Raw genomic sequence first — 25,542 nt, 5'->3', positions numbered from 1 at the left:
GTCATGCCGCCGTCCGGACGGCACTTCTCAAGAGAATAACCGATTTGTAGTTGGCTGGGTTGCGGTAGCCGCGGGCGGTGCGCTTGATGTTCTTGATAGCGGTGTTGTTGGCCTCGACCTTGCCTGTCGTGGCGCCGGTAATGATCTTCAACTCGATCTCTTTCCACCACCGGCAGACGGTGCGATAGAGCCTGTTTGTCTCCGGTCGGTCCGCCGCCTTCACCAGCTCCTCGAGCTTTGTTTTCGCTACTGTGGCGTCCTCCAAAGAGCCGGTGCGCAGCAGGGCCCTGACCTGTTCCTTGACCTTCCAAACGGCTTGGAGGGTCCCGGTCGGATCGTCGACGGCGAACACCTCGTCCAGCCGGATGGCCGCCCTGCTGCTGAGCGTGTCGCCACCGCGCAGGAGCAGCATGCGGTGCGCCCACGCCTTGTCGATGGCCCGACCGCGGCGGCCCTTGACCTGCTGTGAGAGGTTCTGCCGGGTCTCGGTCATCGCTTGGTTGGCCAGCGAGATCAGATGGAAGTGATCAACCGCGACCACGGTGCGCGGAAGCCACATCCGCAGCGCCTTCCGGAACGCAGCAGACGGATCGATGGCCACGACCTGCACGGCCAACCGCCAGTGCAGGGGCCGGGCGAACAGCCAGTCCCCGACCCCCTGATGGTCCCGGCCGTCAACCACGCCAAGGACCTGGCCGGTATCGAGGTCCACAATGGTTGTCATCCACGGCTCGAACCGCGTCCAGGTCTTTGACTCCGGATCCTGGAAGTAGTGCACGGATCGGAACCGGTGTTCATCGATGCCCAGCATCCGCGGGCTGAGCGCATCCACGTCTGGCAGCTTCAGCAGGCACGCTTCATTCAGTGCCGCCCTGACCATCCACCAGGACACGGCGAAGCCGGCAGCTGTCTCGGACACCGCCCGGCCCGAACGGATGACCGCGTCAACGAGTTGGTCCCGGAGCCGGCCGGTGGGGCGGGCACGGCGAGGAACCTGCGGCGTCGATTCAAAGAATGACAACCTGTCGCAGGCCGGTTCCCCGCAGTACCAACGGTATTTGGACCAGAGCACCTCCACAGCGCCGGCAACAGGAATATGGCGGATCCGTTGGAAACGGCGTTCTTTCCTCCGTGACGCCACCACCACGCAGCTCGGGCAGCCTGGCGGCTGCTCACTTTCGATAACGACCTGGCGCCGTCCATCGGCAGCCAAGGTGGTGGAGATGACTCGGTAGTCGGGCAGGTTGAAGAGGATGGTGGCAGCGTCGGCTACGACCCCGGTAGGCTCAGTCAAGGCTCGTGGTCCTGTTCCTGGTTGAATGCTAGACACACTCATCCCAGCAGGGCCACGGGCCCCTTCTTCAGCTACGACACGGAATCAATTCCCCACCAACCACGAAGAGCCGGGTTACTACGCGGCCGCGAGTGAATCGAAAAGCGCGTCAGCGGGGCGCGGCAAGCTACTCCGAACGCGCCGGCGAGCAGTTCGAGGAGCCGCCGAGGGCCTTTTGGCACTCGGTGTGGAGCTCAGGCGCAGATAAAAAGCCCTGGTTTCCCCCGCCGGCAACAGGACTCTCCAATTTTCTCGCGAGGTGGTGCCCGGGGCTAGAAGAACAGCCCGTGATGCAGCGGTCTACTCAAAATCCATGCACTAAGGAAATGCGCCAAGTCAGGAGGATCACGAGCCCTACCGTCAATAGCCCTTAAATGTAAAAAACCTTGTCTCGTACACTTCCACGGATGCGTCCAAGATGAGACCCCAGCCTCTCCACAGCTTTGCGCCGCTTCAACGATCCTTTCGGGGCAAAGAGAAAAGTAAGGGAACTGTGCGACATTACGAGAATAGACCGCATGGGATTCGATCTGGGCATCCCGAGGTGTTGGTACTTCGCGTAGAGACGAACATGTGACCGGCCATAGTTAACGGCCTGTCGGAAGACCTGCCGCAGGTTGTCACGAACGAAGTACTTGACGACGGCGGTTTCTACAAGTTCGGTAGAAAAACCCGCAAAGTGAATCCTCCAGAAGTAGTCCGTTTCATCAGCGCCACCCATCAAGTCCTCATCGAAGAGTCCAACTGCTTCGAACACTTGTCTAGAGAAGCCACAGTTAGCCCCGGCTGGCCAAGGAATATTCCAGAACATCGTATAGAGACGCTTCTCGACCGAGAGCTGATATCCATTCTGAAGACGGCGGTCCAACGTTCCGCCTACGGAAACAGCACCTGCAGACACGGCCGCAGACATCGCTTGCAGCCAATCTCTGTCGACCTCGTCATCTGCATCACAGAACAGGATAAAATCGCCCCGTGATTCCTCCACTCCCCGATTCCGAGCATGGTTGATCCCCTTGCGCGAGCTAGCATCTACTCGGCGGATGTACGAGTGCATGGCCCGAAAATCAGCAATGACCTCCGCCGTCCCGTCAGTAGATCCGTTGTCCGCGACAAGAACTTCAAAGGTACCCGAATAGCTTTGATTGACCAGGGCCGACAATTGTCGAGCTAGGGTGCCTTCCCCGTTAAGGCACGGAATCACTACTGTAAATTTCGGAACGGGCGAAGCTGGGTGTGACTGCGAGTCCTCCTGCTGAGGAATAGACGGGGCCACGATCAAACTTTTCGCAGTAGCGGAAAGACATCCGACAACAATTTCAAGAGTCGTACCTCACAATTAGAAGAGCAGTGCCATACACCAAAAACTGAACAGTGTATGCTTCCAATACTCTACAACAAAGTCCCGGGTCTCTATCAGAAGTGACCTGGATAAGACCAAAAGTTCCTTCAAAATGACTACGCGCAGTGCCGGCACGCACTCCTGTCGTCATGCTTGTGTTTGCCCTCATTGCCCAGCTGCCACGCGGGATTGTGCCTTGTTGCACGTATCGCACGAAGTAGGACTTCACTCTGAAACCGCAGCCCTCCTAGTCGCCCAATCAACCCTTAGGATTGCAGCACCGCGGCCTTAATTCGGGATCTTCAGCGCTACGGAAAGGCTTGGACCAGCAGAACGCGCAACCCTCACCTATCGGCGACAACAGGCCGCGAACACGATTTTAACGATCTCTTGCGAAGATTACCCCTTTCTTAGCGACAGCTAACGCATCGAGCCAGTCTCTAATTGGTGAAAAATGACCGCATCTAGATAACCAATAGCGAGGTGGAGACGGTCAATGCGGTGAAAACGGCCGCGGCCTGCCATAGACTCTTGAGGGGTAGCTCACGTCGAACCAGCCAGACCATCCAGGACATCACCAGAACTTCCCTAAGGACCGCAAGCCAGGCCGCAAAAGTGAGCCCAAACATCGCAGCAAAAGCAATCGGTACTGCAAGGACCAGTCCAAGCATTTTTGGCTGAAGTCCAGAACGAAGCTTCCCCGTTCTCGTCAAATAAATAGTCGCCGAGTAAGAAAATACTTGAGGGAGCGTGCATAACGCCATGACGGGAACTGCATTCAAAGCATCAAACCACTCAGCGCCCAAGACTGGCTTGAGAATGATTTCTGTTCCAGCGACTGTAAGTATAATCATGCCCGCTATCAGCAAAGATGCTCTATCCAACAAGGTCTTCACCGTGTTATCGGACGTTGCATTGCTAAGAAGAATTTGGGGCCGTAAAACATTGATGGTGGCGTTCACTATTGCATCCCCCAAGCTCCGTGAGACCGACCAGGCCAAGTTGTATTGTCCTAGCCTGGCAACACCTGCGAAAAATCCGACGAGCACTCGATCTGATTGTCCTTGGCCCCACCCTAATGTGGAATAAATGGATGCAGAAGAAAACTGCGAAGATATGTTCGGTGGAGCAGTGACGGCGTTCGTACCAGATGGAATTATCGTTCTTCTGGCATTCAGTGTGACGAGCAGCGCGAAGATGACCTCCACAACTGCGACTTGAAGCACGCAACCTGCAATCGATTGAGTTAGTAGTACCACGGGCAAGCTGATGGCCAAAGATGCCATAACTGCCTTTGACTGGGCGGACGCAAGAGCTTTCCATTCACCTGCAGATTGCAGAATGGCAACCGATCTAGTTGCAAGGGCCATAGAAATAGGCGCCAGTATAAGTGGGGCCAAAGTCCAGATGGATCCATAAAGCTCAGCGGGCTGCGATATTAGTAGCAGCATTATAATGAACACGAGAAATGCAGGGCCAGCGATAATAAATGTCTGCCGGTATCTCTTCAGGAAACGAAGACCGCGACGAGTCTGCAATGCCCCTACAGCAACTTGGCGAACGGCTACATCGAAGGCGGATTGGAGAAGACTTAAGCCTAGAATGGCCCAGGTGTAAACACCCAGCACCGAGGGAGAGACGTATATCGCTGCCAAAAACATTAGTCCTGCTGTGGCTGCTCGTGGCATTATGCGTTCGATAAAAGACCATACAAGGCTACCGAACACCGGAGCACCGTTCAGTATACCGCTCTGCGGCTCGGACCGCTCCCTGAGATTTTCTAGGCAGTTTTCTCACCGGAAAGGTCGTGAACTAGTGTCGCCAGTGCCGTCCCGGCCGCTAGTGGCGTAAACGATCGAATGTTTCGCTGAAGCAATTTCGACTTGCTGGCCCATAAATCATCTGAAGTCAATAGGTCAACGCAAAGCTTACTGAATTCAATGGGGCTATCGGCAACGCTCAACCCCGATGCAATTGCATCCAGTCCACGGGCTCCGATTGATGTCGAGACTATGGGTACTCCATGTTGACTGGGCGGCCCAACTTTCATGTTGACCCCGCTGCCGCTGAAAACGGGGTTTATGAATATTCGGACAGAAGATACAGTGGGCTCGAGGTCCCGCACTTCCCCCATGTACCGAACGTGCGGGTTACTTTTTAGCTCCTGAACCAATCCTGGGGATGCACGCCGTCCTGCGATAACGAGCACTGCACTGGGGAAGCTTTCCCTAATTAAAGGTAAGACGTCTGTTATGAACCACTTCAGGCCCTGTACAGCCTGCGGCGCATCCAAGGAACCCACAAACAGGATTTCTGATGATTCGGGCGGACGGCGATCCGCGGTACGTTGCTCTTCGCTGCTCTCCGTAAGCACCGGTGGAATCAGTTGGGTTCGAACACCAAGAGACTCGTAAGGATGTGAATCTGCGTCGGACAAGACAGCGGCCAGGCATACTTTTTCCATGAGGCTAGCCAGCGCCCATCTGAGCCGCACTGCTTCAGCGCGGTAGTAAAGCCTCTGGATAGCGTAAGCGTCTTGTGCGAGGCTGTTCATGTAGGCTACCTCGTCATTATGGCTGCGAAGGATCACCGGGGCTTTGCATACCTTCGCCGCGCGGTGCGCTAGATCTATTGTCCATTCGTGGGAGGCGATGACAGCCCGGATTGTTGATCCCCCGATCAGCTCCCGTGTCTGAGCTAGGGTCATTCGTCGACTTGCAAGCTGGTACGGACTCCAAGGCCGACAAATTGTTGAAGTCAAAAATGAAGATCGCTTCAGGAAGACAGCCTCCGGGTCGATCGCTCGGTGGAGTTCCTTGTCTTTATCTGAAATATCGAGCCGATGTGAGACGAGTAACCGGACAGGGATACCCAATTCGATAAGCCCATGAAGCTCACCCAAAGCTTCAACACGCCCCCCGCTGTTCGTGGGAAACAGCGAATCATCGGCTATAAATAACACGGTCATATAGAATCCCCTTGTCTATGGCCGAGTCGGCTACTTTGCAGCGTCGGGCTAAGAATTGGACTCCGTCAAGTAGTCGTTAGAGGAACCCATGAGCTCAGCATATGCAGTATTCTCCGCCCTCTCGGGCCCAGCAAGATTGGCTGTGCGAGGATCGGACGCGTCGCTAGATATTATGCAAGGGGAAGGCACTTGTCCATTTGGTGGCTGCATTCAATAGGGACCACCCCCTGCACGCTGCAAGGGAGGACCTGGCTTGCAACGCGCTTCACACAGCTCACCTCGCCCGTACCGGCCCTCGGCGTATCGTGATACGACATTGGCTGGGTGCACCAGGTGGTAGCGCCGGCGAGCGTTCAACGAGGACGTTGCCACCCTTACTGCTCTGGTCTTCCGTCCGGGTTCCGGTCAAGCACCAAGCCTACTGTGCAAATCCTGATTGCTACGCCCGCTTGTTCGACATGTAACCTGAACCCTGGACATTAGCTGATTTACCGGCACTATTGGGGGGCAGATGCTTAGTGCGCTCGACTGGCGTACCAGATATTCGAGGCGGCTAGCAATCATTGACGCAGCCGTGGTGTCGTGGGCAGTGGCCGGGGCCTACATAGTCCGGTTTGGCTTCGAGCCCGTAGGCACCAGCGAAGACGCGACCTATATCTGGTTGTCGTTCATATTAGCCATGGCTTGGTGGCTGATGTTGGGCGCGTGGAGCAGCAGGGAAACGCGAATACTCGGCGCTGGGGCCGAAGAGTACAAGCGGGTAGCAGCGGCCTCACTCTGGTTGTTCGGTGCGGTTGCAATATTTTCCTATGTATTACGTGTTGACACAGCCCGTGGGTACGTTGGGGTCGCGTTGCCGGCGGGCCTGGCTGGGCTACTACTGTCTCGCTGGTATTTGCGGCAACACCTGAGCGTGGATCGACTCCACGGCCGTAGCGTTTCGCGTTTGTTACTGATGGGCGGACCGAGCGCTGTTGCCCACTTGGCAGCGACGCTACACACCGCGAAACAATCGGGATACCACCCAGTTGCTGCCTACATCCCCGGGTCTAATGATGGTCACGACGTTGAGCCCCAATCTGGCTTGGCGATCCTTGGTAGCGCAGCGGACACGAAGTCAATTCTCGAAGCCATCGAACAGTGTGGGGCGGATGCAGTCGCCTTGTCTGCCGGGGTTCAGCTCCACCCGCAGACATTGCGACATCTCGGGTGGGAACTAGCAGCTCGCAACGTCGGGCTCATAATGGCACCAGCTCTCACTGATATTGCCGGACCTCGAATTCACACCCAACAGGTGGCCGGACTCCCCCTTATCCATGTAACAACTCCCACACTGGAGGGGGGTCAGCGTGTCGCGAAGCGGCTTTTCGACATTGCTGTGTCCGGAATCCTTATAGTTTGCCTTTTACCCCTAATGGCCATTATTGCTCTCGTGATCAAACTGGATAGCCACGGCCCTATTCTTTTCCGGCAACAGCGCGTTGGCATGGAGGGTGTGCATTTCGGCATGCTTAAGTTTCGCTCGATGGTCGTCGATGCTGAAAAGCGACTTGAGGACTTGCAGCATCGCAACGAGGGCAGCGGGGTTCTATTCAAAATCAAGAATGATCCCCGAATCACCCGTGTCGGCGGGGTTCTACGCAAGTACAGCCTCGACGAGCTCCCACAACTTTTTAATATTTTCGCGGGAACAATGAGTCTTGTCGGCCCTCGGCCGCCTCTTCCCCGCGAGGTCGAAGCTTACGAGCAGTATGTTCGGCGCAGGCTCTTGGTAAAACCTGGCCTAACGGGTCTTTGGCAGGTGAGTGGTCGTTCCAACCTCTCATGGCAGGACTCTGTTCGCCTTGACCTTTACTACGTGGAGAACTGGTCACTGGCCGGCGATCTATTGATAATACTGCGCACAGTTCGGGCGGTTTTCCACAGTACCGGAGCGTACTAATGCTTCCATTCGCGCCACAACGTTATAATAAGATCCGGAAGGACGCCGTGCATCATGACGGATCAGAATGAACCGACTTACCAGCGTTCTAGTACTCCAATTAGGCCGGCATCACGCCAAGCGCCTTTCCGCCTGTTTCCTCGTCGCATTGCGATTTTATTGGCGTTTGCCTCCACTGTCGTAGTAGTTCTCGTCGTTGCGTCACTACTGCTGGTCGCGAAAGCCTCTACCATAAGGTCGGAGCTGACGTCAGCGGCGGAACTAGTTCCCGAAATCAAGGCGGGCATCGCTCAGAAGGACGTTGGCCAGGCCACGACTACGGTGAGCCGATTCAACGCACACACCTCAGCAGCACGTGAAGCTGCTGAACACCCCCTTTGGACTTTGGCCTCTGCGCTGCCGTTGATCGGTGCGAATTTCAGTGCCATCACAGAAGTGGCGCGGTCGGCAGACGACGTATCCTCACTCGCAGTTGCACCACTAGTGAGAGTGTTTCAGTCCCTAGATTGGGACCAGTTAGTGCCGAGCAGTGTCGGAGCGGAGTTGGAGCCCCTCCAAGAAGCCGCGCCGACCGTTAGCTCGGCCGCCCATGCGGTACGGGCTTCAGCTGCGCGGTTGCAGCGCATCGATGTAGAACATCTACTCCCTCAGGTTAGAGAGCCGTTACTCCAAGCCCGTCAGCAGTTGCAGTCGATCACTGGCACTTTGGATGCGTCGGCAGACGCTTCGCAAATCGCCCCAGGAATGTTGGGCGCAGACGGTCCTCGGACCTACCTCCTGATGATCCAAAACAATGCCGAAGCGCGCGCTTCTGGAGGTATTCCAGGTGCGCTGGCGGTCATTACTGTTGACCAGGGAAAGCTCACAATGGGTGCGCAAAGCACTGCTGCAGATGTGGGGGTGATGTCGCCCCCTCTGGATGTTGATCTTGAGCAGGAAAAGATATATTCCAAACGCCTCGGGAAATTCATGCAAGATGTCAACCTGACCCCCGACTTCCCCACTGCCGCAAGGACGGCACAAGCTATGTGGGAGAAAAAAACCGGTCAGCGAGTCGAAGGGGTCATATCGTTGGACCCAGTCGCATTGAGCTACATGTTGTCTGCGACAGGACCCATAAAGATTGCCAACTCATCGGTGCCCGAGCTTGACAACAGTGGTCTGTCTACCGAACTCTCTCAAAGCAACGTGGTCGGCACACTTCTCTCCGATGTGTACTCGAAGATAGAAAGCCCCGAACTTCAGGACCTGTACTTCGCGGCTGTCGCCAAAGAGGTTTTCGGAGCCCTAACCACCGGTAAAACCGATACAGCAGCCCTTATAGAAGGACTTACTCGTGGCGCGGCCGAAGGGCGAGTTCTGCTATGGTCGGCATCAGCCAATGAAGAGAAGGTCATTTCGAGTTATCCCCTTAGCGGATCGATTAAAGGTCCAAGCACCTCACCGGCTCAATTTGGCGTGTATCTTAATGACGGCACGGGCGCAAAGATGGATTACTACGTCAAGAGGACCGTTCAGCTGATCAGCGGGTGCAGCAACGACGGCTACCAACAAATCAAGGTGCGTGTCACGAGCAAGAATACTGCGCCTAGTGATGCCGCTACTTCCTTGCCGCAGTACGTTACGGGAGCGGGCGCCTTTGGCGTACCTGCAGGAACAGTACAAACTAACGTTGTGGCTTATGGCCCCGTCCAATCTCATGTGGACAGCGTCACGGCAGATGGCAAGAAGATCAGCTTTGCGTCCCAGATGCACAGTGAAAGGCCTGTAGGGACTGTGACCGTGGCGCTGCCTCCTGGTAAGAGCAGCACCATCGAATTTCTGTTCGACAAGATCGTCCAGAACACAGAGCCTAAGTTGTCCGTAACGCCAACGGTGCAGGCACATGGAGACGTGGTCCTCGATTCAATATTGGAAGATTGCCAGGTCGCTCCGTAGCCAATGCATTAACAGTATGTAAAGTGTCTGGATTCACTTTGGAGTCGCCCTCACTTGGATGCTAACCTTTGGTAGGCAGGACAACGAGATTCACCCCACGGTCACATGGGGACGGGGAATCTCCACAATAATGTGACACACGTGTAAAGGTCTCAGGGGGACATAAATGAAGAAGTCTATTGCTGCGCTCGCGCTCGCAGGCACCATCGCACTCACGGGGGCTGTACCGGCAATGGCCGCACGCTACCCGGCGCCGCCCGCTAACGCCGCTGTTTCTGACGGCGTTGTTGGCCCCGGCGAAGCCTTTACTTTCTCGGCCCGGGGCTTCAGCCCTAACGAGCCGCTGATCATCCGTGTTACTCCAGGAGCGCGGCCGGCATCCACTGGAGCAAGCATCGCAAACGGTGGCCGTACCGTTCCTGTCAGAATTGCACCCGTCGCGGTGGCACAGGAGTTCAACGCAGTGGCTGACGCTAACGGTGCTGTTTCCCTGCCGCTGACCATCAGCGAGCCGGGCGTTTACACCATTACCGCCACAGGCCTTGAATCGGACGTCACCAGCGCGCCGGTGACGGTAACGGTTGTCGGTAACGAGCAGGCAGGTGCCGTTGTTCCTGGTTCAGCTGGCAACTCCGGTGCTGGCCTGGCCAACACGGGTGCCGGTCTCGCCAACACCGGTGCCGACTCCAGCCTCGTGCTGTGGTCGCTGGTTGGTGGCGGCGCACTGGTCGCCGGCGCTGCTTCGGTTGTAGTAGTTCGCCGCCGTGCAAACGCTGAGGCCTCTGCGTAAGGGCTAGTAACACAAGCTTTCTAAAAGCGGGTGTCTATCCGGGAAGCCGGAAGGACACCCGCTTTTGTGTGCCCGGATAGCTCGACAGGCAAAACGGGCTCTTCGCAGATGAGCGTGGTTAGGGCGGTTTGAAGCGCCGCCGCGGCTGGACGTGCCCGATGCGGCGTGGTGCGGTGAGAATGAGGTCAGGGCCTCTTCGAATTGGTAGCGACCAAGCAACCAAATCCCAAAGAGACCCTGACATGACTAACTCTATGTCTTGTTCCCATGGCCGCTGGTGCACGCGTGCGGATGTGCTGCTCGGTGTCGAGGGCATCCACGTTTGTGCCGTCACTGCAACCCCGTCAGGCCTGGTTCTGCACGTCGAGACCGGTGACGATCTTGCCGGTTGCCCTGACTGCGGCGTCGTTGCGGTGGGTCACGGGCGCCGGCAGGTCCGGCTGCATGACATTCCCTGTTTCAGCAGGCCGGTCCGGCTGCTCTGGGCCAAGCGTGTCTGGCGCTGCCCGGACGCCGGCCGCCCCGGAACCACGTTCACCGAAGAGCACCCGTTGGCAGGAGCGAGGGCGAAACTAACAGCCCGTGCCGCGGCGTGGGCGACCGACGGGCTGCAGCGTTTTCGACACCTCGGTTTCCGCCCTGGCCCGTCAGCTCGGCGTCTCCTGGCATACGGCCTGGGACGCCATGAAGGCAGAGGCCGCCCGCCGAATCGCAGCGGTCGGCAGGCTGACAGGGGTGAATGCGCTCGGCGTCGACGAGCACGTCTGGTCCCACACGGGACCGCCGGGATCCGGTACGGTCACCGGGATTGTGGACCACACCCGCGACGCCCATGGAGTGGTGCAAGCCAGGTTGCTGGACCTTGTTCCAGGTCGGTCCGGGAAGGCCTACGCGGACTGGCTCAAAGAACGCGGCGAGGAATTCACGGCCGGCATCAAAACGGCGGCGCTGGATCCGTTCCGCGGCTACGCGAACGCGATCCGCGATGAACTGCCCGAGGCCATCACCGTCCTGAGTGCCTTCCATGTCGTGAAGCTCGGCTCGGCCATGGTCGATGAGGTCCGCCGCCGGGTCCAGCAGGACACCCTCGGGCACCACGGCCGCAAGGGCGATCCGCTCTACGGGATCCGCCGTACCCTGCAGATCGGAGCGGAACACCTCACCGACAAACAAGCCGCCCGGCTCGACGCGAAGCTCACCCTCGGGGACCCGGACCACGAAGTGACCCTGGCCTGGCAGTGCTACCAGAAGCTCCGCCACATCTACCACGCCACACCCGCCCGGGGCAGGGAACTCGTCGACGAAGTGATCGCCTCGTTCCCGTCCTGCCCGATCCCCGAGTTCTCACGACTGGGCCGGACGCTCAAACAATGAAAGGCCGCGATCCTGGCCTACTTCGACACCTTTGGCGCCTCCAACGGCCCCACCGAAGCCATCAACGGCGTCATCGAAACAACCCGCAGGATCGCGCGCGGCTTCCGAAACTTCACCAACTACCGAATCAGATGCCTACTCGCAGCCGGCGGCCACCGCCCCTACCGGACTAAACCGACCAACCATGCGTAATTGCGAAGGGCCGCAAAACGAGGCGGGTCTCTTCGTGATCTCCACGAAGAAGCCCGCCTCAACTTACTGCGCTACTAGTCTCGGCTTTTCATGAGGCGGCGTTCCTGGGTGCGTGTTTAAACAGGGGAAGAGTACTCTGAGCTGGGAAAATAGTGGTTGTCGAGACCGTTATTCTGCCGAGCATTACGGCACGGTCTGCGGCACCGGGGAAATCCTCGCTGTCCTGCTGCGCCCGGGCAACGCCGGCAAACAGCGCCGATGACCATATCCGGGCCTTGGAAACCGCGACCGCCCAGCTGCCGGATGGGTTCTTCGACGGGAATGGGCACCTGGACGGGAAGAGGATCCTGGTCCGCACCGACAGTGCCGGGGCCTCGCGGAAGTTCCTCTGGTACATGCACGGTGCCGACGCCCAGTTCTCCGTTTCCTACCCCGCCCCGGCCGCCAAGGCCCACGTGATCGACTGGATTAACGACAAAACGAACTGGCAACCGGCCTTGGACCAGCAGGGCCGGGACCGTACTGATGCGTGGGTCATCAACGCCACCGACATCATCCCGTTGGCGGACTACCCGCCCGGGACGAACATCTACCTGCGCGCAGAACCCCTGCACCCCGGCGCGCAGCCAACGCTGCTGGACCTGGACGGGCACCGGATCACCGCGTTCCTGACCAACTCACCGCGCTGGCACGGCCCGTTCCTGGACGCACGGCACCGGGCCCGCGGCCGATGCGAGAACCGGATCAAAACCCTGAAAAACACCGGCCTGGGCAAACTCCCGTTCTTCAACTTCGCAGCGAACCAAGCCTGGGCCAACATCGCCTCCCTGGCAGGCAACCTCGTCTCCTGGCTGCAGCTCACCGCACTCCCGGACGGCCACCGCGCCAAGAACTGGGACATCAAAGCCTGGCGCTATCGGTTCTTCGCCACCGCCGGCAAAATCATCACCCGGCGCAAGCACATGCTGCTTCCCGAAAAAGCACCCGAGAGGGCACTCATCGCCCTGATCCTGGACGCAATCACACAGTTGCGACGCCCATGGCTGGTCCCCACCTGAGAACCAGCCGCCAGGCCCTGACCCGACGAACAGAACCACGCAACATCACACCGGCCGTGGAACCGGCGCCCATCCCGGGCGACAACGGGCCATCCCGCACGCCCCCGACCAACCCGGCTAAACAAGCCGACCAAGATCGAGCCTAGGGCGACACCTCAGACAACCGATGAAAAATCGGGGCTAGCCGTTGAATTCCTTCATCCATGCCTTCAGGTCCTCACCGAACTCAGGACGTTCTGACGCCAGCGTGATCACGGCCTTCAGGTAGCTGAGCTTGTCGCCCGTATCGTAGCGGCGGCCGCGAAAGACTACGCCGTACACACCAGACCCCTCCCCTTCCGCTGCCGCCAGCGTCTGCAGAGCATCGGTCAGCTGGATCTCGCCACCGCGGCCCGGTTCCGTATCCTCCAGAACGTCGAATACGGCCGGGTGCAGGACGTAGCGGCCGATGACGGCAAGGTTGGACGGCGCCTCTTCTGCAGAAGGCTTCTCCACCAGGCTGTTGACGCGGACGTAGTCTCCGCCAGCAACAGCCGAGATGTCGGCGCAGCCGTAGGCGCTGATTTGCGACGGCTCCACTTCGATCAGCGCGATCACCGATCCGCCGGTCTTCGCCTGCACCTCGATCATTGTCGTCAGAAGCTCATCCCGCTCATCAATGAGGTCATCACCCAGCAGGACGGCGAAGGGCTCGTCGCCGACATGCTGGCGGCCGCAGAGGACTGCATGTCCGAGGCCTTTGGGCTCGCCCTGACGGACATAGTGAATGGGTCCAAGGCCGGACGCGTGCTGGACGGCGTCCAACCGGGCCTGGTCGCCCTTGAGTTCCAACGTCCGCTCAAGGGCGGGAGCACGGTCAAAGTGATCCTCCAAGGCTCGTTTGTTACGGCCAGTGATCATCAAGATGTCGCTGAGGCCAGCGTCTACAGCTTCCTCAACTACGTACTGGATAGCCGGCTCATCTACTACCGGCAGCATCTCCTTCGGCATCGCCTTGGTGGCAGGCAGGAAGCGCGTGCCCAGTCCAGCGGCCGGAATAACTGCTTTACGAACTGATTTCCCCAATGTCATGATCGAACCTTACAAATTGACTTGCAGAATGCGAAATTTTGTCGGCCAGATTTCGGAGTCATCGCGTAACTCGCGTAGCGTCATTGCATGGGCAAATGGGGGCGGAACGGCACAGCAGCACCTGCGCGGTTGCTGCTGGCCCTCTACCTTGCCGCGCTGGCCTTCGTGGCATTCTGGCCGACGCCCGTTGACCGGCCCGCGGCAGGTCGCCTCCAGACCGCGCTGTTCGCCCTCCACCGCGCCGGGCTTCCCGACCTGATCAACTACAGCTTCGTGGAGTTCGCCTCCAACATCCTGCTGTTTGCCCCCATCGGCATCCTCGCAGCGCTGGCATTCCCCGTGTTTCACCGGGGACGGTTCGTGCTGGCCGCTTTCCTGGCCTCCTGCGGCATGGAGTTGGGGCAGAAGCTGTTTCTACACGACCGCTTCCCCAGCGCCATGGACATCGTGGCCAACACAGCCGGTGCAATGCTGGGGCTCTGGGCGTTGGGCGCGGTGGAGGAATGGGTCCGGGAGGGTGGCTTGGACAGGGCTAAGCGGCGGTAGTTTCCTGACTCGGCAGGCTCAGTCAGCCCTTGAAGCTGGGCTCGCGCTTCTCCTGGAACGCACGGAAGCCCTCGGCATAGTCGTCGCTCTTGCACAGCCGCGCCTGCTCGGCGTTCTCCTCCTGCATGGAGGCCCACAGGCCCAGTCGCTGGTCGCGGATGTGCGCCACCAGTTCCTTGCTCGCCTTGAAGGCACCCGTAGCGCCGGTCGCAACGCGGGAAACGATTGCACGCGTCGACTCCAGCAGCTCCCCCGCCGGCATTGCCCGGCTGAACATCCCCTGCGCGACGGCTTCAGCGCCGGACATCAGCTCGGCGGTGTAGATCAGGTCCAGCGTCCGGTGCATGCCCAGCCGCTCTGTGAAGTACCAGTGCCCGCCTGAATCCAGCGTCGCGCCGAGCTTGGCGAACGGGGACCCGAACTTTGCATTCTCCGCCACGTACACCACGTCCGTGGCCAGCAGCAGACCCAGCCCTACACCCAGGCAGGCACCCTGCGCTGCGGCGAACGTCGGCGCCGGGAAGGCGGCCATCTTCTGCAGCAGCGGCTGAACCAGGCCGCCCAGGTACGCCTCGGCGTCGTCGCTCTCCGGCGTCACGCCCGCGATGTCCCGGCCCGCGCAGAAGGCGCGGCCCTCTCCCCTGAGCAGCAGGGCCCGCACCTCACCGCGCGCGGCGGCGGCAGCAGCGTCGTCGTACGCCTGGGACAGATCCGCCAGCGCCTCCTCGTCCAGCGAGTTCAGCTTGTGCGGGGCGTTCAGGACGACTTCGGCGACGCCGTCGGCGATGGAAAGGGAAATCATGGCTGCTCCTTTGGAACCGGGAAAGCGGGTGAGACCGGGAAGGGCTTAGACGTCGAAGTCGACGGTGACTTCCTTGCTCGTGGGGTGGGACTGGCAGGTCAGGACGTAGCCCTTGTCCAGTTCATCCTGCTCCAGCGCGTAGTTTTCGTCCATGGTCACGGTACCGGTGACCACCTTGGCGCGGCAGGTGCCGCACACTCCCCCGGCGCACGCGAACGGCACGTCCGGGCGGACCCGCAGCGCGGCGTTGAGGATGGACTCGCGGGCGTGCGTGGGGCTGGTGATGTCGCCCTGCAGGCCGTCCAGCTTGAACGTGATCTTGTACGTCTCCTTGGATTCGTCCTCCACGACGGGACGGCCGGCGTTGCCCTCGGGGCGGTCCGGCTTGCCGGAGGTGAACAGCTCGAAGCGGATGTGCTCGGCCTTCACGCCGCGCTCGGCCAGGTGGTCCCGGCACAGCTGCACCAGCTCGAACGGCCCGCACAGGAACCACTCGTCCACGTCGTCCGCGTGGATGGCGGTGCCCAGCAGCTTCTGCAGCTTCTCGGCGTCGATCCGCCCGCTCAGCAGCGGCGCGATCCGCTGCTCGCGGGACAGCACGTGGTGCAGCGCCAGGCGCTGCGGGTACTTGTCCTTCAGGTCCGCGAGCTCCTCCAGGAACATCACGTCCATGGCCGCCTTGTTGGCATAGATCAGGTCAAACCGGGTGTCCGGGTTCGCGGCCAGCAGCGTGCGGGCGATCGCAATCACCGGGGTGATGCCCGACCCCGCAGCGATGGCGACGAAGTTCCCCGGCTCCCCCGCCAGGTCGCCTGCCATTTCCTGGGGACGGTTCATGGAGCTCATCACATTTTGCTCCACGGCCTGCCCGTCCCGGCCGTGCTTGGAGACGAAGGCTCCCATGGGGCTCATGACCTCCAGGGTGTCCCCGGCCTTCAGCTCGGCGTTCGCCCACGTGGAGAACAGCCCGCCCAGGTCCTTCTTGATGGCCACGCGGATCTCGCTGCTGCCGTCCTGGAAGCTGCGCGGTTCGGCGCAGATGGAGTAGCTGCGGCGGATCTCCTTCGGCTCGCCGGTCTCATCCGGCAGCGTGGTGCGCAGGGCCACGTACTGGCCCGGCAGGTAGTCGAAGTGGCCGGCCAGTTCGGCCGGCACCGCGAAGGTCACCTCGATGGCGTCCTCGGTGAGCCGGCGCACCTCCGCGACGGTGAGGGTGTGGAAGGACGGACGACGGCGGCCGGTGGCTTCCGCTGTTTCGGCGGCAGTCTGGCGGACAACGGGCATGGCAGATTCCTTACAGGACTTTGAAGTAGTCGAACGGTTCCTTGCAGTCCTGGCACACGTACAGCGCCTTGCAGGAGGTGGAACCAAAGCGGGTGAGTTCCTTGGTGTTCAGCGACGAGCACTGCGGGCACTTCACGGCCAGGCTCAGCCGCACCGGACCGTTGTGGCCCAGGCCTGCTTTGCCCGTGGGAGGGGCGATGCCGTACTCCTGCAGCTTGGCCTTGCCGGACTCGGTCATCCAGTCCGTGGTCCACGCCGGGCTCAGCACCAGGTCCACGTGCACGCTCGGGTAGCCCTCCTTGCGGAACGCGGCCTTGAGGTCGTCGCGGATGGCGTCCATCGCGGGGCAGCCCGAGTACGTGGGCGTGATGGTGACCTGCACAGCGGGCACCAGCCCGCCGTCGTCGAACAGCTGCACTCCTCGCAGGATGCCCAGGTCCTCGATGGTGAGGACAGGGATCTCCGGGTCGCAGACCGTGGCGGCGATGTCCCAGGCCTTCTGCTCCGCGGTGACCCCGGTCTTGGTCTCGAAGTCCGACACGTACATGGGCACGGGACTCACCAGCTTGCGCCGGGATGCTCGCGGGCCAGCACCTGCATTTCGGCGAGGATGTAGCCCAGGTGCTCGGAGTGCTTGCCGCGGCGGCCCCCGCCCGGCGCTGCCGGGACGTCGGGCACCTCGAGCTCCGCCTCTGTGAGGATCTCACCTGTGAGGCGGTCAAAGTCGGCGCGCAGGCTGGAAGGCTCGACGGCGGCACCGGCTGCAGTCAGGCGGGTGGTCAGCTCGTCATCCGTGAAGAGCTCCTCGACGTAGGGCCAGATGAGACGCAATGCGTGGATGATCCGGCGGCGGGACTCCTCGGTGCCCTGGCCCAGGCGCAAGATCCACTGGGCGCTGTGGTCGCGGTGGTAGTCCACTTCCTTCACGGCCTTGGCGGAGATCGCGGCGATCGTGGCATCGGTTGACTGGGTCAGCCTGCGGTACAGCTCGAACTGGTAGTAACTCACCACGAACTGGCGAGCGATGGTGACGGCGAAGTCGCCGTTGGGCTGCTCGAACAGGTGCGCGGAGCGGAACTCGTGCTCACGGCGGAAGTAGGCGAGGTCGTCCTCTGACTTGTCCCATGCACCGCCGGCGTAGCTGAGGAAGGAGCGGGCGTGGCCCAGCTGGTCCAGGGCGATGTTGCCGAGGGCCACGTCCTCCTCCAGCTCAGGTGCCCGGGAAATCCAGTGGCCCAAGCGCTGCGCGAGGATCAGGGCGTCGTCACCAAGGCGCAGCGCGTATTCGGCCACGTCCTCGGTGGGCTTGGCCAGGCCCGTGCGGACCTCAAGGGCAATGTCCTCCGGGCGGAGCGCGTTCCCCGGGGTGATGCGGGTGGCACTGGCTGACGAGTCGCCGCTGCCGGCGACGCCGACCGAGATGTCGCCGTGGCCTTCGGTGTGGGTTTCTGTCTGCTCGGGAGTCGTCACAGGTGTTTCACTCCTTCGCTCTTGGTGTAGTAGGTGGCATGGCGGTAATCCTTGCCCTGCGGGGACTCGAAGAACGAGCCTTTGGCGTCGGGGTCGCTGGCGGCGATGGCATCGGCCGGGACCACCCAAATGGACACGCCCTCGTTGCGGCGGGTGTAGAGGTCGCGGGCATTGCGCAGGGCCATGGCGGCATCCGGTGCGTGCAGGCTGCCGGCGTGGACGTGGGAGAGGCCGCGGCTGGACCGGACGAAGACCTCCCACAGCGGCCAAACGCTGCGGTCGCTGGTTGAGCTGGCCGAAACCGCCGAGACCGGGTAACCGCTGGTTGAGCTGGCCGAAACCGGAACCTCCGCGGCCGAGCTCGTCAGGACGGAGATTTCCTCACCGTTAGTGGAGCCCGAGCCGTTGGTTGAGCTTGTCGAAGCCGAAGGGTCCGGGCTCGCGGTCTTCTCGGGTTCAGTGACCGGGGCCACCGGGCTCTTCTCGGTCACAGGACGTTCGCCCGGGAACTCCGGGTTGCCGTGAGGGCTCATGCTGCAAATTCCTTCTGTGCGTTTTTACGTGCCTGTTTTGCCGCATAAGCTGCGGCTGCCTCACGGACCCAGGCGCCGTCGTCGTGTGCCTCCCGGCGGCGCTCAAGCCGCTGGGCGTTGCAGGGACCGCGGCCGGCGAGGACTTCCTTGAACTCTTCCCAGTCCAGCGGGCCGTGCTCCCACTTCTTGGTCTCGGCGTTGAAGCGGACTTCGCTGTCCGGGAGGGTGAGTCCCAGGACCCTGACCTGCTCCACCATCATGCCGACGAAGCGGCTGCGCAGCTCGTCGTTGCTGAAGCGCTTGATGTTCCAGGCCATGGACTGCTTGGAGTTGGGGGAATCGTCGTCCGGCGGGCCGAACATCATCAGAGCCGGAGCGTACCAGCGGTTTACGGCGTCCTGCGCCATCTGCTTCTGCTCGGGGGTGCCGTTGGAGAGTTCCAGCAGGATCTCGAAGCCCTGGCGCTGGTGGAAGGACTCTTCCTTGCAGATGCGGACCATGGCCCGGCCGTACGGACCGTACGACGCGCGGCACAGCGGCACCTGGTTGCAGATGGCGGCGCCGTCAACGAGCCAGCCGATCGCGCCCATGTCAGCCCAGGTCAGGGCCGGGTAGTTGAAGATCGAGGAGTAGCGGGCCTTGCCGGCGATGAGGTCGTCCATCATCTTGTCGCGGGACTGGCCCAGCGTCTCGGCGGCGGAGTAGAGGTAGAGCCCGTGGCCGGCCTCGTCCTGCACCTTGGCCATGAGGATGGCCTTGCGCTTCAGGCTTGGGGCGCGGGAGATCCAGTTGGCTTCCGGCTGCATGCCGATGATCTCCGAGTGCGCGTGCTGCGAGATCTGGCGCAGCAGCGTCTTGCGGTACGCGGCGGGCATCCAGTCACGCGGCTCGATCCGGGAGTCCTCGGCCATTACGCGGTCAAAGTACGCCTGGCCTTCGGCCTCGAGCCGTGCCTGTTCGTCAGTTTCGCCCGTCCCCTGGGCTGCCGACTGGTCAGGCACTGACTGCAGATTCTGCGCTGCCATGGTTGCTCCTATGCATTCACGTCCGTACTCGGAAATTATTTACCGACCGTTCGTTCAGGATATGCGGAAGCGAGGAAGGGCGTCAAGCAGTGAGAGAGGAGAACCAACTCGTGGCCGGGTCAGCCCTAGGGCGGGGCCAAGGGCGGCAAATGCCGGTGGAGGAAGTCCAGTACGGCGGGTCCGGCTGGGTCGATGAGGTGTCCGCCCGCCACGAGGGCCGATTCCGAGTTGGGCAGCAGCTCGGCCAAGCGCCGGTTAACGGCGTGCAGGGCTTCCGGGGAGTCTTCCGCGGAAACGATCAGGGCCGGTTGGCGTATGTCAGCGGCTTCCGCCTTGCTGAGCTCCAATGGCGCCCCACTGAGGTCCAGGCCACGGCCCCTGATTTCGGCCAGCACGGCCGGGCTCGCGTCCGTGAAGTGCTGGCGCAGATGGCCGGAAAGCGCCACCCATGCCTCGTGGCCCAGCGCCGCCCTGAGCACGGTCTCGGAAGCCGTCGAAGGGCTTCTTTCTGCCACGGCGAGCACTGTCTGGCGCAGCTGCTGTGCCCACGCCGCAGCCTGGGGGTCCAAAGTGAACAGGGCCGGCTCCAACAGCACCAACGCGGCAACCTTCCCTGGGTGGCGGCGCGCCAGCTCCAGGGCGATCTCTCCACCGGTACTGCGTCCGATCACCACAGCCGGGGCCGCGGACAGAGCCTCCAGCAGCGCGGCCGCGTCCTCGACGTGATCGGCGAGGTTGACGGCTTCGAACGGTTCGGGCCGTTCGCTTCGGTAAAAGCCCCGGCGGTCATAAATGATGCACCTGCTGCGCCGGCCGAGCACTTCCGCAGCGTCCTCCCACAGCAGCGCCGAGCTGGGCGTGCCGTGAATCCCCAGCACGGGCGGACCGCTGCCGTGGACTTCGTAGTAGAGCTCAACCCCGTTCACCGCCAACATGGGCATGGCTTCAGCCTAGGATCGACCACGGTATCAAGACAATGCACCCGACCGGTGCGGCGAAGGCCCAACGACCGGACGGATCATCCTGCTTTTAAGCACCATCCTCTGGCCACGATCCGAACCGGGGCGGTGGCCTGCCCCGGTCCGGTTCAGTGCGTGGCCGTGCCGGGGGCAGCTTGGGGGGCCACTCCCCCGGCACGGGGTCTGTGCATCCCTGCTTGTCAGGCGAGGGAGAGGAAAAGCTTTTTTACCTGACGGCTTCGCCCAGGTCGGCGAGGGCCTTCCGGAGGCGGGTGCCGGCGTCGTCGGCCACTTCTTTGACCGATGGGGCATCGCTGAGCTGGACCATGGTCTGGGGGTCGATGGCTTCGATAGTGGTCGCTTCCGCGTCTCTGCCGCGGCGCACGACGACGTTGCAGGGCAGGAGTGCGCCGATTTCCGGTTCGGCGGCGAGGGCACGGCTGGCCAGGGCGGGGTTGCAGGCGCCAAGGATGACGTAGTCACCGACGGCGTCAGCGGCTTCAACGCCAAGCTTGGCTTCGAAGGTGGAGCGGACGTTGATCTCGGTAAGGATTCCGAATCCTTGTGCTGACAGGGCGTCGCGGGTGCGCTCCAAGGCTTCAGCCCATGGAAGGCCGACGGCGGTGGTGAGGGTGTACGTCATGGTTCTCCTTCGGTAGCTCGAAACTCGGTCCGGTCAGGCTAGGGAGAGGAAAAGCTTTTCGAGGTCTTTTTTATCCATAGTTGCGTCCTTCTGGACGATGCACTGCTCCAGGCCCGTGGCGATGATGGCGAACCCGGCCCGGTCCAGTGCCTTGGATACGGCGGCGAGTTGGGTGACGACGTCCTTGCAGTCCCGGCCTTCTTCGAGCATGCGGGTGACAGCAGCCAACTGGCCCTGGGCGCGCTTGAGGCGGTTGATGACAGGGGTGAGTTCTGAGGGATTGAGTTCCACGGGTTTCTCCAAATGTCGGGGGCCTACACCCATTGTATACCCCCTGGGGTGTATTGACTACCCCCGGGGGTATCTGCAATACTCGGTGGGGTATCCACCTGACCACCTTTTGAGAGGCCAGCACATGACTTCCCCTTCCACAGCATCAGCCGTGACCGCACTCGCCCCCGAAACTCTTCAGTCCTGGGTCAAAGAGCACCAGGATCTTGTGGTGATCGATGTCCGCTCCGCCGCCGAATTTGAGTCCATGCATATCCGCGGCTCCTACAACGTGCCCCTGCCGCTGCTGTCCGAGCACACCGATGAACTCGCTGCCCGGCTGGGTTCCCGCGTGGTCCTGGTCTGCCAGTCCGGCGTGCGCGCCGAACAGGCCCGTCAGCGCCTTGCCAAGGCCGGGATCGAGACCGCCTACGTCCTGACCGGCGGGGCACCCGGGTTCGCTGCCGCCGGCGGCGACGTGGTCAAGGGCAAGGACCGCTGGGACCTTGAACGGCAGGTCCGCCTGGTGGCCGGTTCCCTGGTGGTGCTGGGCCTGGCCGGCGGTAAGTTCGTTTCCCCAAAGATCCGGACGCTTGCCGGGGTGATCGGCACCGGCCTGACGTTCTCAGCTGCGACCAATACCTGTGCGATGGGCAAGGCTATCTCGGCAATGCCGTGGAACAGGGCCGCCAAGGAGCCCACCCGCGAAAGCGCCATCCTTGCCCTGCCTGTTGCCAACAACCAGACCACGGAAGCCGCAGCCTAGTGACCATCAGCCTGCTCCTGGTGCTTGCCCTATCGGTGGTCATCGGACTCTCGCTCGGCGTCCTGGGCGGCGGCGGGTCCATCCTGACCGTGCCGATCCTGGTCTACGTGGCCGGATTCGAAGCCAAGGAAGCCATCGCAACCTCCCTGTTCGTCGTCGGCGTCACCTCCGCTGTCAGCGTGTTCAGCCACGCCCGCGGAGGCAGGGTGATGTGGCGGACCGGCCTGATCTTCGGAGCGGCCGGCATGGCCGGCGCGTTCGTCGGCGGCCTGCTGGGCGGGCACATCCCCGGCCAGATCCTGCTCATCGCCTTCGCGGTCATGATGGTGGCCACCTCCGTGGCCATGCTCCGCGGCCGAAAGAAAAAGGAGGACGGGGCAGCGCCGGTCAAGCATGAGCTGCCGCTTGGCAGGGTGCTGCTGGACGGGGCTGTCGTCGGACTCATCACCGGCCTGGTCGGTGCCGGCGGCGGATTCCTCGTGGTCCCGGCCCTGGCACTGCTGGGCGGCCTGCCGATGTCCGTCGCCGTGGGCACCTCCCTGGTGGTCATCGCCATGAAGTCCTTCGCAGGCCTCGCCGGTTACCTCACCACCGTCCAGCTCGACTGGGGCATCACCCTCGGCGTGACCGCCGCAGCGATCGTCGGATCGCTGATCGGTTCCAAGCTCGCCGGACGGATCCCGGAAGCTGCGCTGCGCAAGACATTCGGCTGGTTTGTCCTAGCCATGGGAACCTTTGTCCTCATCCAGCAGGCCCCGGCCGACATGCGGTGGCTCATCATCGCCGGAGTCGCGGCCCTTACGGCCGCCACCGCCGGCATCTGCTGGTTGTTCATCAGCTCCTGCCCCCTGCGCAACCGCAGCGGCCGCCGCAGTAACATCCCCTCACCCGCCTGAACCTGGCACCGACCAAGGAGAACACCATGGGCCTCATCAGCTCCCTGAAGAAAGCCTTCAGCAAGCCCTACAAACCCATCTCAGTAGCTGAGGTCAAGGACCTCCTGTCTTCAGGTGCTGCGCTGATCGATGTCCGTTCCGCCCAGGAATGGCGGACAGGCCGGGCACCCCAGGCAAAGCACATCCCGCTGGACCGGCGGCAGACCAACACCGCGGGAATCAACAAGACCCGGCCGGTGATTGCGGTCTGCGCCTCCGGCGTACGCTCAGCCTCGGCAGCCCGGCTCCTCGCCTCCCAGGGCTACGACGCCTACTCGATGCGCGGCGGCATGGGCGCCTGGCGCCAGGCCGGCGAACCCGTCCGCTAAGCAACACCGTCACCACGAGCCGAAAACCACTTCAAAGGAGAACTCCCATGGCCGAAATCACCGTCGCTGAAGCCGAGCAGCGGCGCTCCACTGCCCGCATCCTCGATGTCCGCGAGGACTTCGAGGTCGAGGACGGCATGATCCCCGGCGCCCTGCATATCCCCATGGGCCAGCTGCAGGCACGCCTGTCCGAACTGGACCCTGCCGTCCCCATCATTGCGGTCTGCCGCAGCGGCAACCGTTCAGCCCGCGTGGCCGACGCCCTCAACGGAGCCGGCTTCACAGCTGACACCATGGCCGGCGGCATGACCGCCTGGACCCGCGCCGGACTTCCCACCACCTGACCTCGCAGGACCCAGGCCGTGAAGAACCTGGACAAGAACAAACTCCGCCCCGACGCTACACCGCACCAGCCCTAACGCCCACAGCAAAATCAGCTGGCACATCCAGCACTCAGGAATACCCCACGGGGTATTTACGTTGGAATCAGAGAGAACGACAAAACCACCCTCCACCCCTTACTGAAGGAGAGCACTACATGCTTATCGAGCGCATTTACGATGAAGACCTCGCCCAGGCCAGCTACCTGATCGGCTGCCAGACCAACGGCACGGCCGTTGTTGTTGACGGACGCCGCGACATCGCCGTCTACAAGGAGCTCGCTGAGAAGAACGGCATGAAGATCGTGGCCGTAACCGAAACTCACCTCCACGCCGACTACCTCTCCGGCACCCGCGAACTGGCTGCCGCCACCGGCGCGAAGATCTACGTCTCCGGCGAGGGCGGGCCGGACTGGCAGTACGAATTCGACGGCGAACGCCTCTACGACGGTGACAAGATCACCATCGGGAACATCAGCATCCAGGCCGTCCACACCCCGGGCCACACCCCCGAGCACCTGTCCTTCCTGGTCACTGACGGTGCGTTCAGCGACCAGCCCGGCTACCTGCTCTCCGGTGACTTCGTCTTCTCCGGAGACCTGGGGCGGCCGGACCTTTTGGATGAGGCAGCCGGTGGTGTCGACACCCGCTTCGAGGGCGCCAAGCAGCTCTTCGCCAGCCTGCGGGACAAGTTCCTCACCCTTCCCGACTACGTCCAGGTCCACCCCGCCCACGGCGCCGGCAGCGCCTGCGGCAAGGCCCTCGGCGCCATCCCCTCCTCCACGGTGGGCTACGAACGCCTTTACGCCTGGTGGGGCCCCTACCTCGCCGCCAACGACGAACAGGGCTTCATCGATGAGCTCCTGGACGGCCAGCCTGACGCCCACGCCTACTTCGGCCGCATGAAGCGGGAAAACCGTGAAGGACCTGCCGTAATGGGTGAGCGCACCCAGCTTCCCGAACTGGCAACCGGCATTGTTGCTGCAGGTCTGGCCGAGGACACCCTGACCTTCATCGACACCCGCTCCAACAGCGAAGTCCACGAGGGCACGGTAACCCGCTCCCTGAACGTACCGGCCGGCAAGTCCGTGGCCAGCTACGGCGCCTGGGTAGTGAACCCCGAGACGGACAAGAACCCGCTGGTCCTCCTGGCGAAGGATCAGGAACAGGCCATGGACATGTGGGACCACCTGGTCCGCGTCGGCATCGACAACGTGGCCGGCTATGTCAGCAGCATCGACGGGCTCCCCACGTTCACGCCCAAGCTGATCCAGCCCGAGGAACTCAAGGACTTCGACGCGGCCATGGTTGTGGATGTCCGCAACCGCAGCGAGCACACTGCGGGCAACATCCCCGGGTCGTACCAGCTCAGCGGCGGTCGCGTGATGTGGCACCTGGACAAGCTCCCGGGCGAAGGGAAGATCGTGACGTACTGCCAGTCCGGCGTCCGGAACTCCGTGGCCGCCAGCGCCCTGCGCCGGGCCGGATATGACGTCGTCGAACTCGACGGCAGCTACGCCGCTTGGAACGCCTGGCACACCGGCGTCCCCGCGGCCTAACCAAGGCGCACTACCCCATACCTCCCGGGCAGG

Annotated in this window: 23 protein-coding genes and 3 pseudogenes; 12 read left to right on the top strand and 14 right to left on the bottom strand. The window is 61.9% G+C overall.

Annotated features, from left to right (window positions below; genetic code table 11):
• Position 1 precedes the first annotated feature (1 nt).
• The 4 genes from ACIP9X_RS08565 to ACIP9X_RS08550 form a co-directional block, all read right to left on the bottom strand.
• Complete coding sequence (locus tag ACIP9X_RS08565) at positions 2 to 1,294, bottom strand: ISL3 family transposase (RefSeq protein WP_400479288.1); 1,293 nt, start codon at positions 1,292 to 1,294, stop codon at positions 2 to 4.
• Between the two features lie 409 nt (positions 1,295 to 1,703).
• Positions 1,704 to 2,609 carry a glycosyltransferase gene (locus ACIP9X_RS08560; RefSeq protein WP_400479287.1) on the bottom strand — a complete coding sequence of 302 codons (906 nt, stop codon included), beginning with the start codon at positions 2,607 to 2,609 and terminating at the stop codon, positions 1,704 to 1,706.
• 530 nt (positions 2,610 to 3,139) lie between these two features.
• Positions 3,140 to 4,336 (bottom strand): hypothetical protein, encoded by a 1,197-nt coding sequence (locus ACIP9X_RS08555; protein WP_400479286.1) that lies wholly within the window; start codon positions 4,334 to 4,336, stop codon positions 3,140 to 3,142.
• Positions 4,337 to 4,455: 119 nt separating this feature from the next.
• Positions 4,456 to 5,643: a glycosyltransferase gene (locus tag ACIP9X_RS08550; RefSeq protein ID WP_400479285.1), complete on the bottom strand. Its 1,188-nt coding sequence runs from the start codon at positions 5,641 to 5,643 to the stop codon at positions 4,456 to 4,458.
• Positions 5,644 to 6,154: 511 nt separating this feature from the next.
• Between ACIP9X_RS08550 and ACIP9X_RS08545 the strand changes: the two genes are divergently transcribed.
• The 6 genes and pseudogenes from ACIP9X_RS08545 to ACIP9X_RS08520 all read left to right on the top strand — a co-directional run.
• Complete coding sequence (locus ACIP9X_RS08545) at positions 6,155 to 7,585, top strand: sugar transferase (protein WP_400479284.1); 1,431 nt, start codon at positions 6,155 to 6,157, stop codon at positions 7,583 to 7,585.
• A gap of 54 nt (positions 7,586 to 7,639) precedes the next feature.
• The gene (locus ACIP9X_RS08540; RefSeq protein ID WP_400479283.1) at positions 7,640 to 9,523 is read left to right on the top strand and encodes a DUF4012 domain-containing protein; all 1,884 of its coding nucleotides are present in this window, start codon (positions 7,640 to 7,642) and stop codon (positions 9,521 to 9,523) included.
• 166 nt (positions 9,524 to 9,689) lie between these two features.
• A complete protein-coding gene (locus tag ACIP9X_RS08535) occupies positions 9,690 to 10,313 on the top strand; it encodes an LPXTG cell wall anchor domain-containing protein (RefSeq protein ID WP_400479282.1) in 624 nt (207 codons plus the stop codon).
• A gap of 158 nt (positions 10,314 to 10,471) precedes the next feature.
• Positions 10,472 to 10,765: pseudogene (locus ACIP9X_RS08530) on the top strand (hypothetical protein); the annotation flags it as partial.
• Positions 10,766 to 10,997: 232 nt separating this feature from the next.
• Positions 10,998 to 11,879, top strand: a pseudogene (locus ACIP9X_RS08525) (ISL3 family transposase).
• A gap of 184 nt (positions 11,880 to 12,063) precedes the next feature.
• Positions 12,064 to 12,937 (top strand): annotated as a pseudogene (locus tag ACIP9X_RS08520) (transposase); the annotation flags it as partial.
• Between the two features lie 180 nt (positions 12,938 to 13,117).
• Here ACIP9X_RS08520 and galU read toward each other — a convergent pair.
• A complete protein-coding gene (gene galU / locus ACIP9X_RS08515) occupies positions 13,118 to 14,008 on the bottom strand; it encodes a UTP--glucose-1-phosphate uridylyltransferase GalU (protein WP_400479281.1) in 891 nt (296 codons plus the stop codon).
• 87 nt (positions 14,009 to 14,095) lie between these two features.
• Here galU and ACIP9X_RS08510 point away from each other — a divergent pair, with 87 nt between their 5' ends.
• Positions 14,096 to 14,554 (top strand): VanZ family protein, encoded by a 459-nt coding sequence (locus tag ACIP9X_RS08510; RefSeq protein ID WP_400479280.1) that lies wholly within the window; start codon positions 14,096 to 14,098, stop codon positions 14,552 to 14,554.
• A gap of 22 nt (positions 14,555 to 14,576) precedes the next feature.
• Here the strand turns inward: ACIP9X_RS08510 and ACIP9X_RS08505 are convergent, their stop codons facing one another.
• The 9 genes from ACIP9X_RS08505 to ACIP9X_RS08465 form a co-directional block, all read right to left on the bottom strand.
• Complete coding sequence (locus ACIP9X_RS08505; protein ID WP_400479279.1) at positions 14,577 to 15,356, bottom strand: enoyl-CoA hydratase/isomerase family protein; 780 nt, start codon at positions 15,354 to 15,356, stop codon at positions 14,577 to 14,579.
• A 45-nt stretch (positions 15,357 to 15,401) separates the two neighbouring features.
• Positions 15,402 to 16,640, bottom strand: coding sequence for a 1,2-phenylacetyl-CoA epoxidase subunit PaaE (paaE, locus tag ACIP9X_RS08500; protein ID WP_400479278.1), 1,239 nt, complete (start codon positions 16,638 to 16,640; stop codon positions 15,402 to 15,404).
• 10 nt (positions 16,641 to 16,650) lie between these two features.
• A complete protein-coding gene (paaD, locus tag ACIP9X_RS08495) occupies positions 16,651 to 17,187 on the bottom strand; it encodes a 1,2-phenylacetyl-CoA epoxidase subunit PaaD (protein WP_400479499.1) in 537 nt (178 codons plus the stop codon).
• A gap of 11 nt (positions 17,188 to 17,198) precedes the next feature.
• Positions 17,199 to 18,110 carry a 1,2-phenylacetyl-CoA epoxidase subunit PaaC gene (gene paaC / locus ACIP9X_RS08490; protein WP_400479277.1) on the bottom strand — a complete coding sequence of 304 codons (912 nt, stop codon included), beginning with the start codon at positions 18,108 to 18,110 and terminating at the stop codon, positions 17,199 to 17,201.
• Positions 18,107 to 18,478, bottom strand: coding sequence for a 1,2-phenylacetyl-CoA epoxidase subunit PaaB (paaB, locus tag ACIP9X_RS08485; RefSeq protein ID WP_400479498.1), 372 nt, complete (start codon positions 18,476 to 18,478; stop codon positions 18,107 to 18,109). Before paaB ends, paaC begins: the two co-directional genes overlap by 4 nt.
• Before the next feature lie 161 nt (positions 18,479 to 18,639).
• Positions 18,640 to 19,668: a 1,2-phenylacetyl-CoA epoxidase subunit PaaA gene (gene paaA / locus ACIP9X_RS08480; RefSeq protein ID WP_400479276.1), complete on the bottom strand. Its 1,029-nt coding sequence runs from the start codon at positions 19,666 to 19,668 to the stop codon at positions 18,640 to 18,642.
• A 125-nt stretch (positions 19,669 to 19,793) separates the two neighbouring features.
• Positions 19,794 to 20,609 (bottom strand): alpha/beta fold hydrolase, encoded by an 816-nt coding sequence (locus ACIP9X_RS08475; protein WP_400479275.1) that lies wholly within the window; start codon positions 20,607 to 20,609, stop codon positions 19,794 to 19,796.
• A gap of 244 nt (positions 20,610 to 20,853) precedes the next feature.
• Positions 20,854 to 21,270: a DUF302 domain-containing protein gene (locus ACIP9X_RS08470; protein ID WP_400479274.1), complete on the bottom strand. Its 417-nt coding sequence runs from the start codon at positions 21,268 to 21,270 to the stop codon at positions 20,854 to 20,856.
• A 33-nt stretch (positions 21,271 to 21,303) separates the two neighbouring features.
• Positions 21,304 to 21,561, bottom strand: coding sequence for a metal-sensitive transcriptional regulator (locus ACIP9X_RS08465; protein WP_011777016.1), 258 nt, complete (start codon positions 21,559 to 21,561; stop codon positions 21,304 to 21,306).
• 124 nt (positions 21,562 to 21,685) lie between these two features.
• On the opposite strand from ACIP9X_RS08465, the gene ACIP9X_RS08460 reads away from it, so the two are divergent.
• The 5 genes from ACIP9X_RS08460 (at position 21,686) to ACIP9X_RS08440 (ending at position 25,509) form a co-directional block, all read left to right on the top strand.
• Positions 21,686 to 22,306 (top strand): rhodanese-like domain-containing protein, encoded by a 621-nt coding sequence (locus ACIP9X_RS08460; RefSeq protein ID WP_400479273.1) that lies wholly within the window; start codon positions 21,686 to 21,688, stop codon positions 22,304 to 22,306.
• Positions 22,306 to 23,202: a sulfite exporter TauE/SafE family protein gene (locus tag ACIP9X_RS08455; protein WP_400479272.1), complete on the top strand. Its 897-nt coding sequence runs from the start codon at positions 22,306 to 22,308 to the stop codon at positions 23,200 to 23,202. Before ACIP9X_RS08460 ends, ACIP9X_RS08455 begins: the two co-directional genes overlap by 1 nt.
• Before the next feature lie 26 nt (positions 23,203 to 23,228).
• A complete protein-coding gene (locus tag ACIP9X_RS08450; protein WP_400479271.1) occupies positions 23,229 to 23,570 on the top strand; it encodes a rhodanese-like domain-containing protein in 342 nt (113 codons plus the stop codon).
• Between the two features lie 47 nt (positions 23,571 to 23,617).
• Positions 23,618 to 23,914: a rhodanese-like domain-containing protein gene (locus ACIP9X_RS08445; RefSeq protein WP_400479270.1), complete on the top strand. Its 297-nt coding sequence runs from the start codon at positions 23,618 to 23,620 to the stop codon at positions 23,912 to 23,914.
• 194 nt (positions 23,915 to 24,108) lie between these two features.
• Positions 24,109 to 25,509: a rhodanese-like domain-containing protein gene (locus ACIP9X_RS08440; protein WP_400479269.1), complete on the top strand. Its 1,401-nt coding sequence runs from the start codon at positions 24,109 to 24,111 to the stop codon at positions 25,507 to 25,509.
• Positions 25,510 to 25,542: the final 33 nt, after the last annotated feature.

The sequence above is a fragment of the Arthrobacter sp. NPDC093125 genome (assembly GCF_044754225.1).
Classification (GTDB): domain Bacteria; phylum Actinomycetota; class Actinomycetes; order Actinomycetales; family Micrococcaceae; genus Arthrobacter.
The sequence above is the reverse complement of the archived record's forward strand: the minus strand, read 5'-3'. Positions and strand labels throughout refer to the sequence as shown.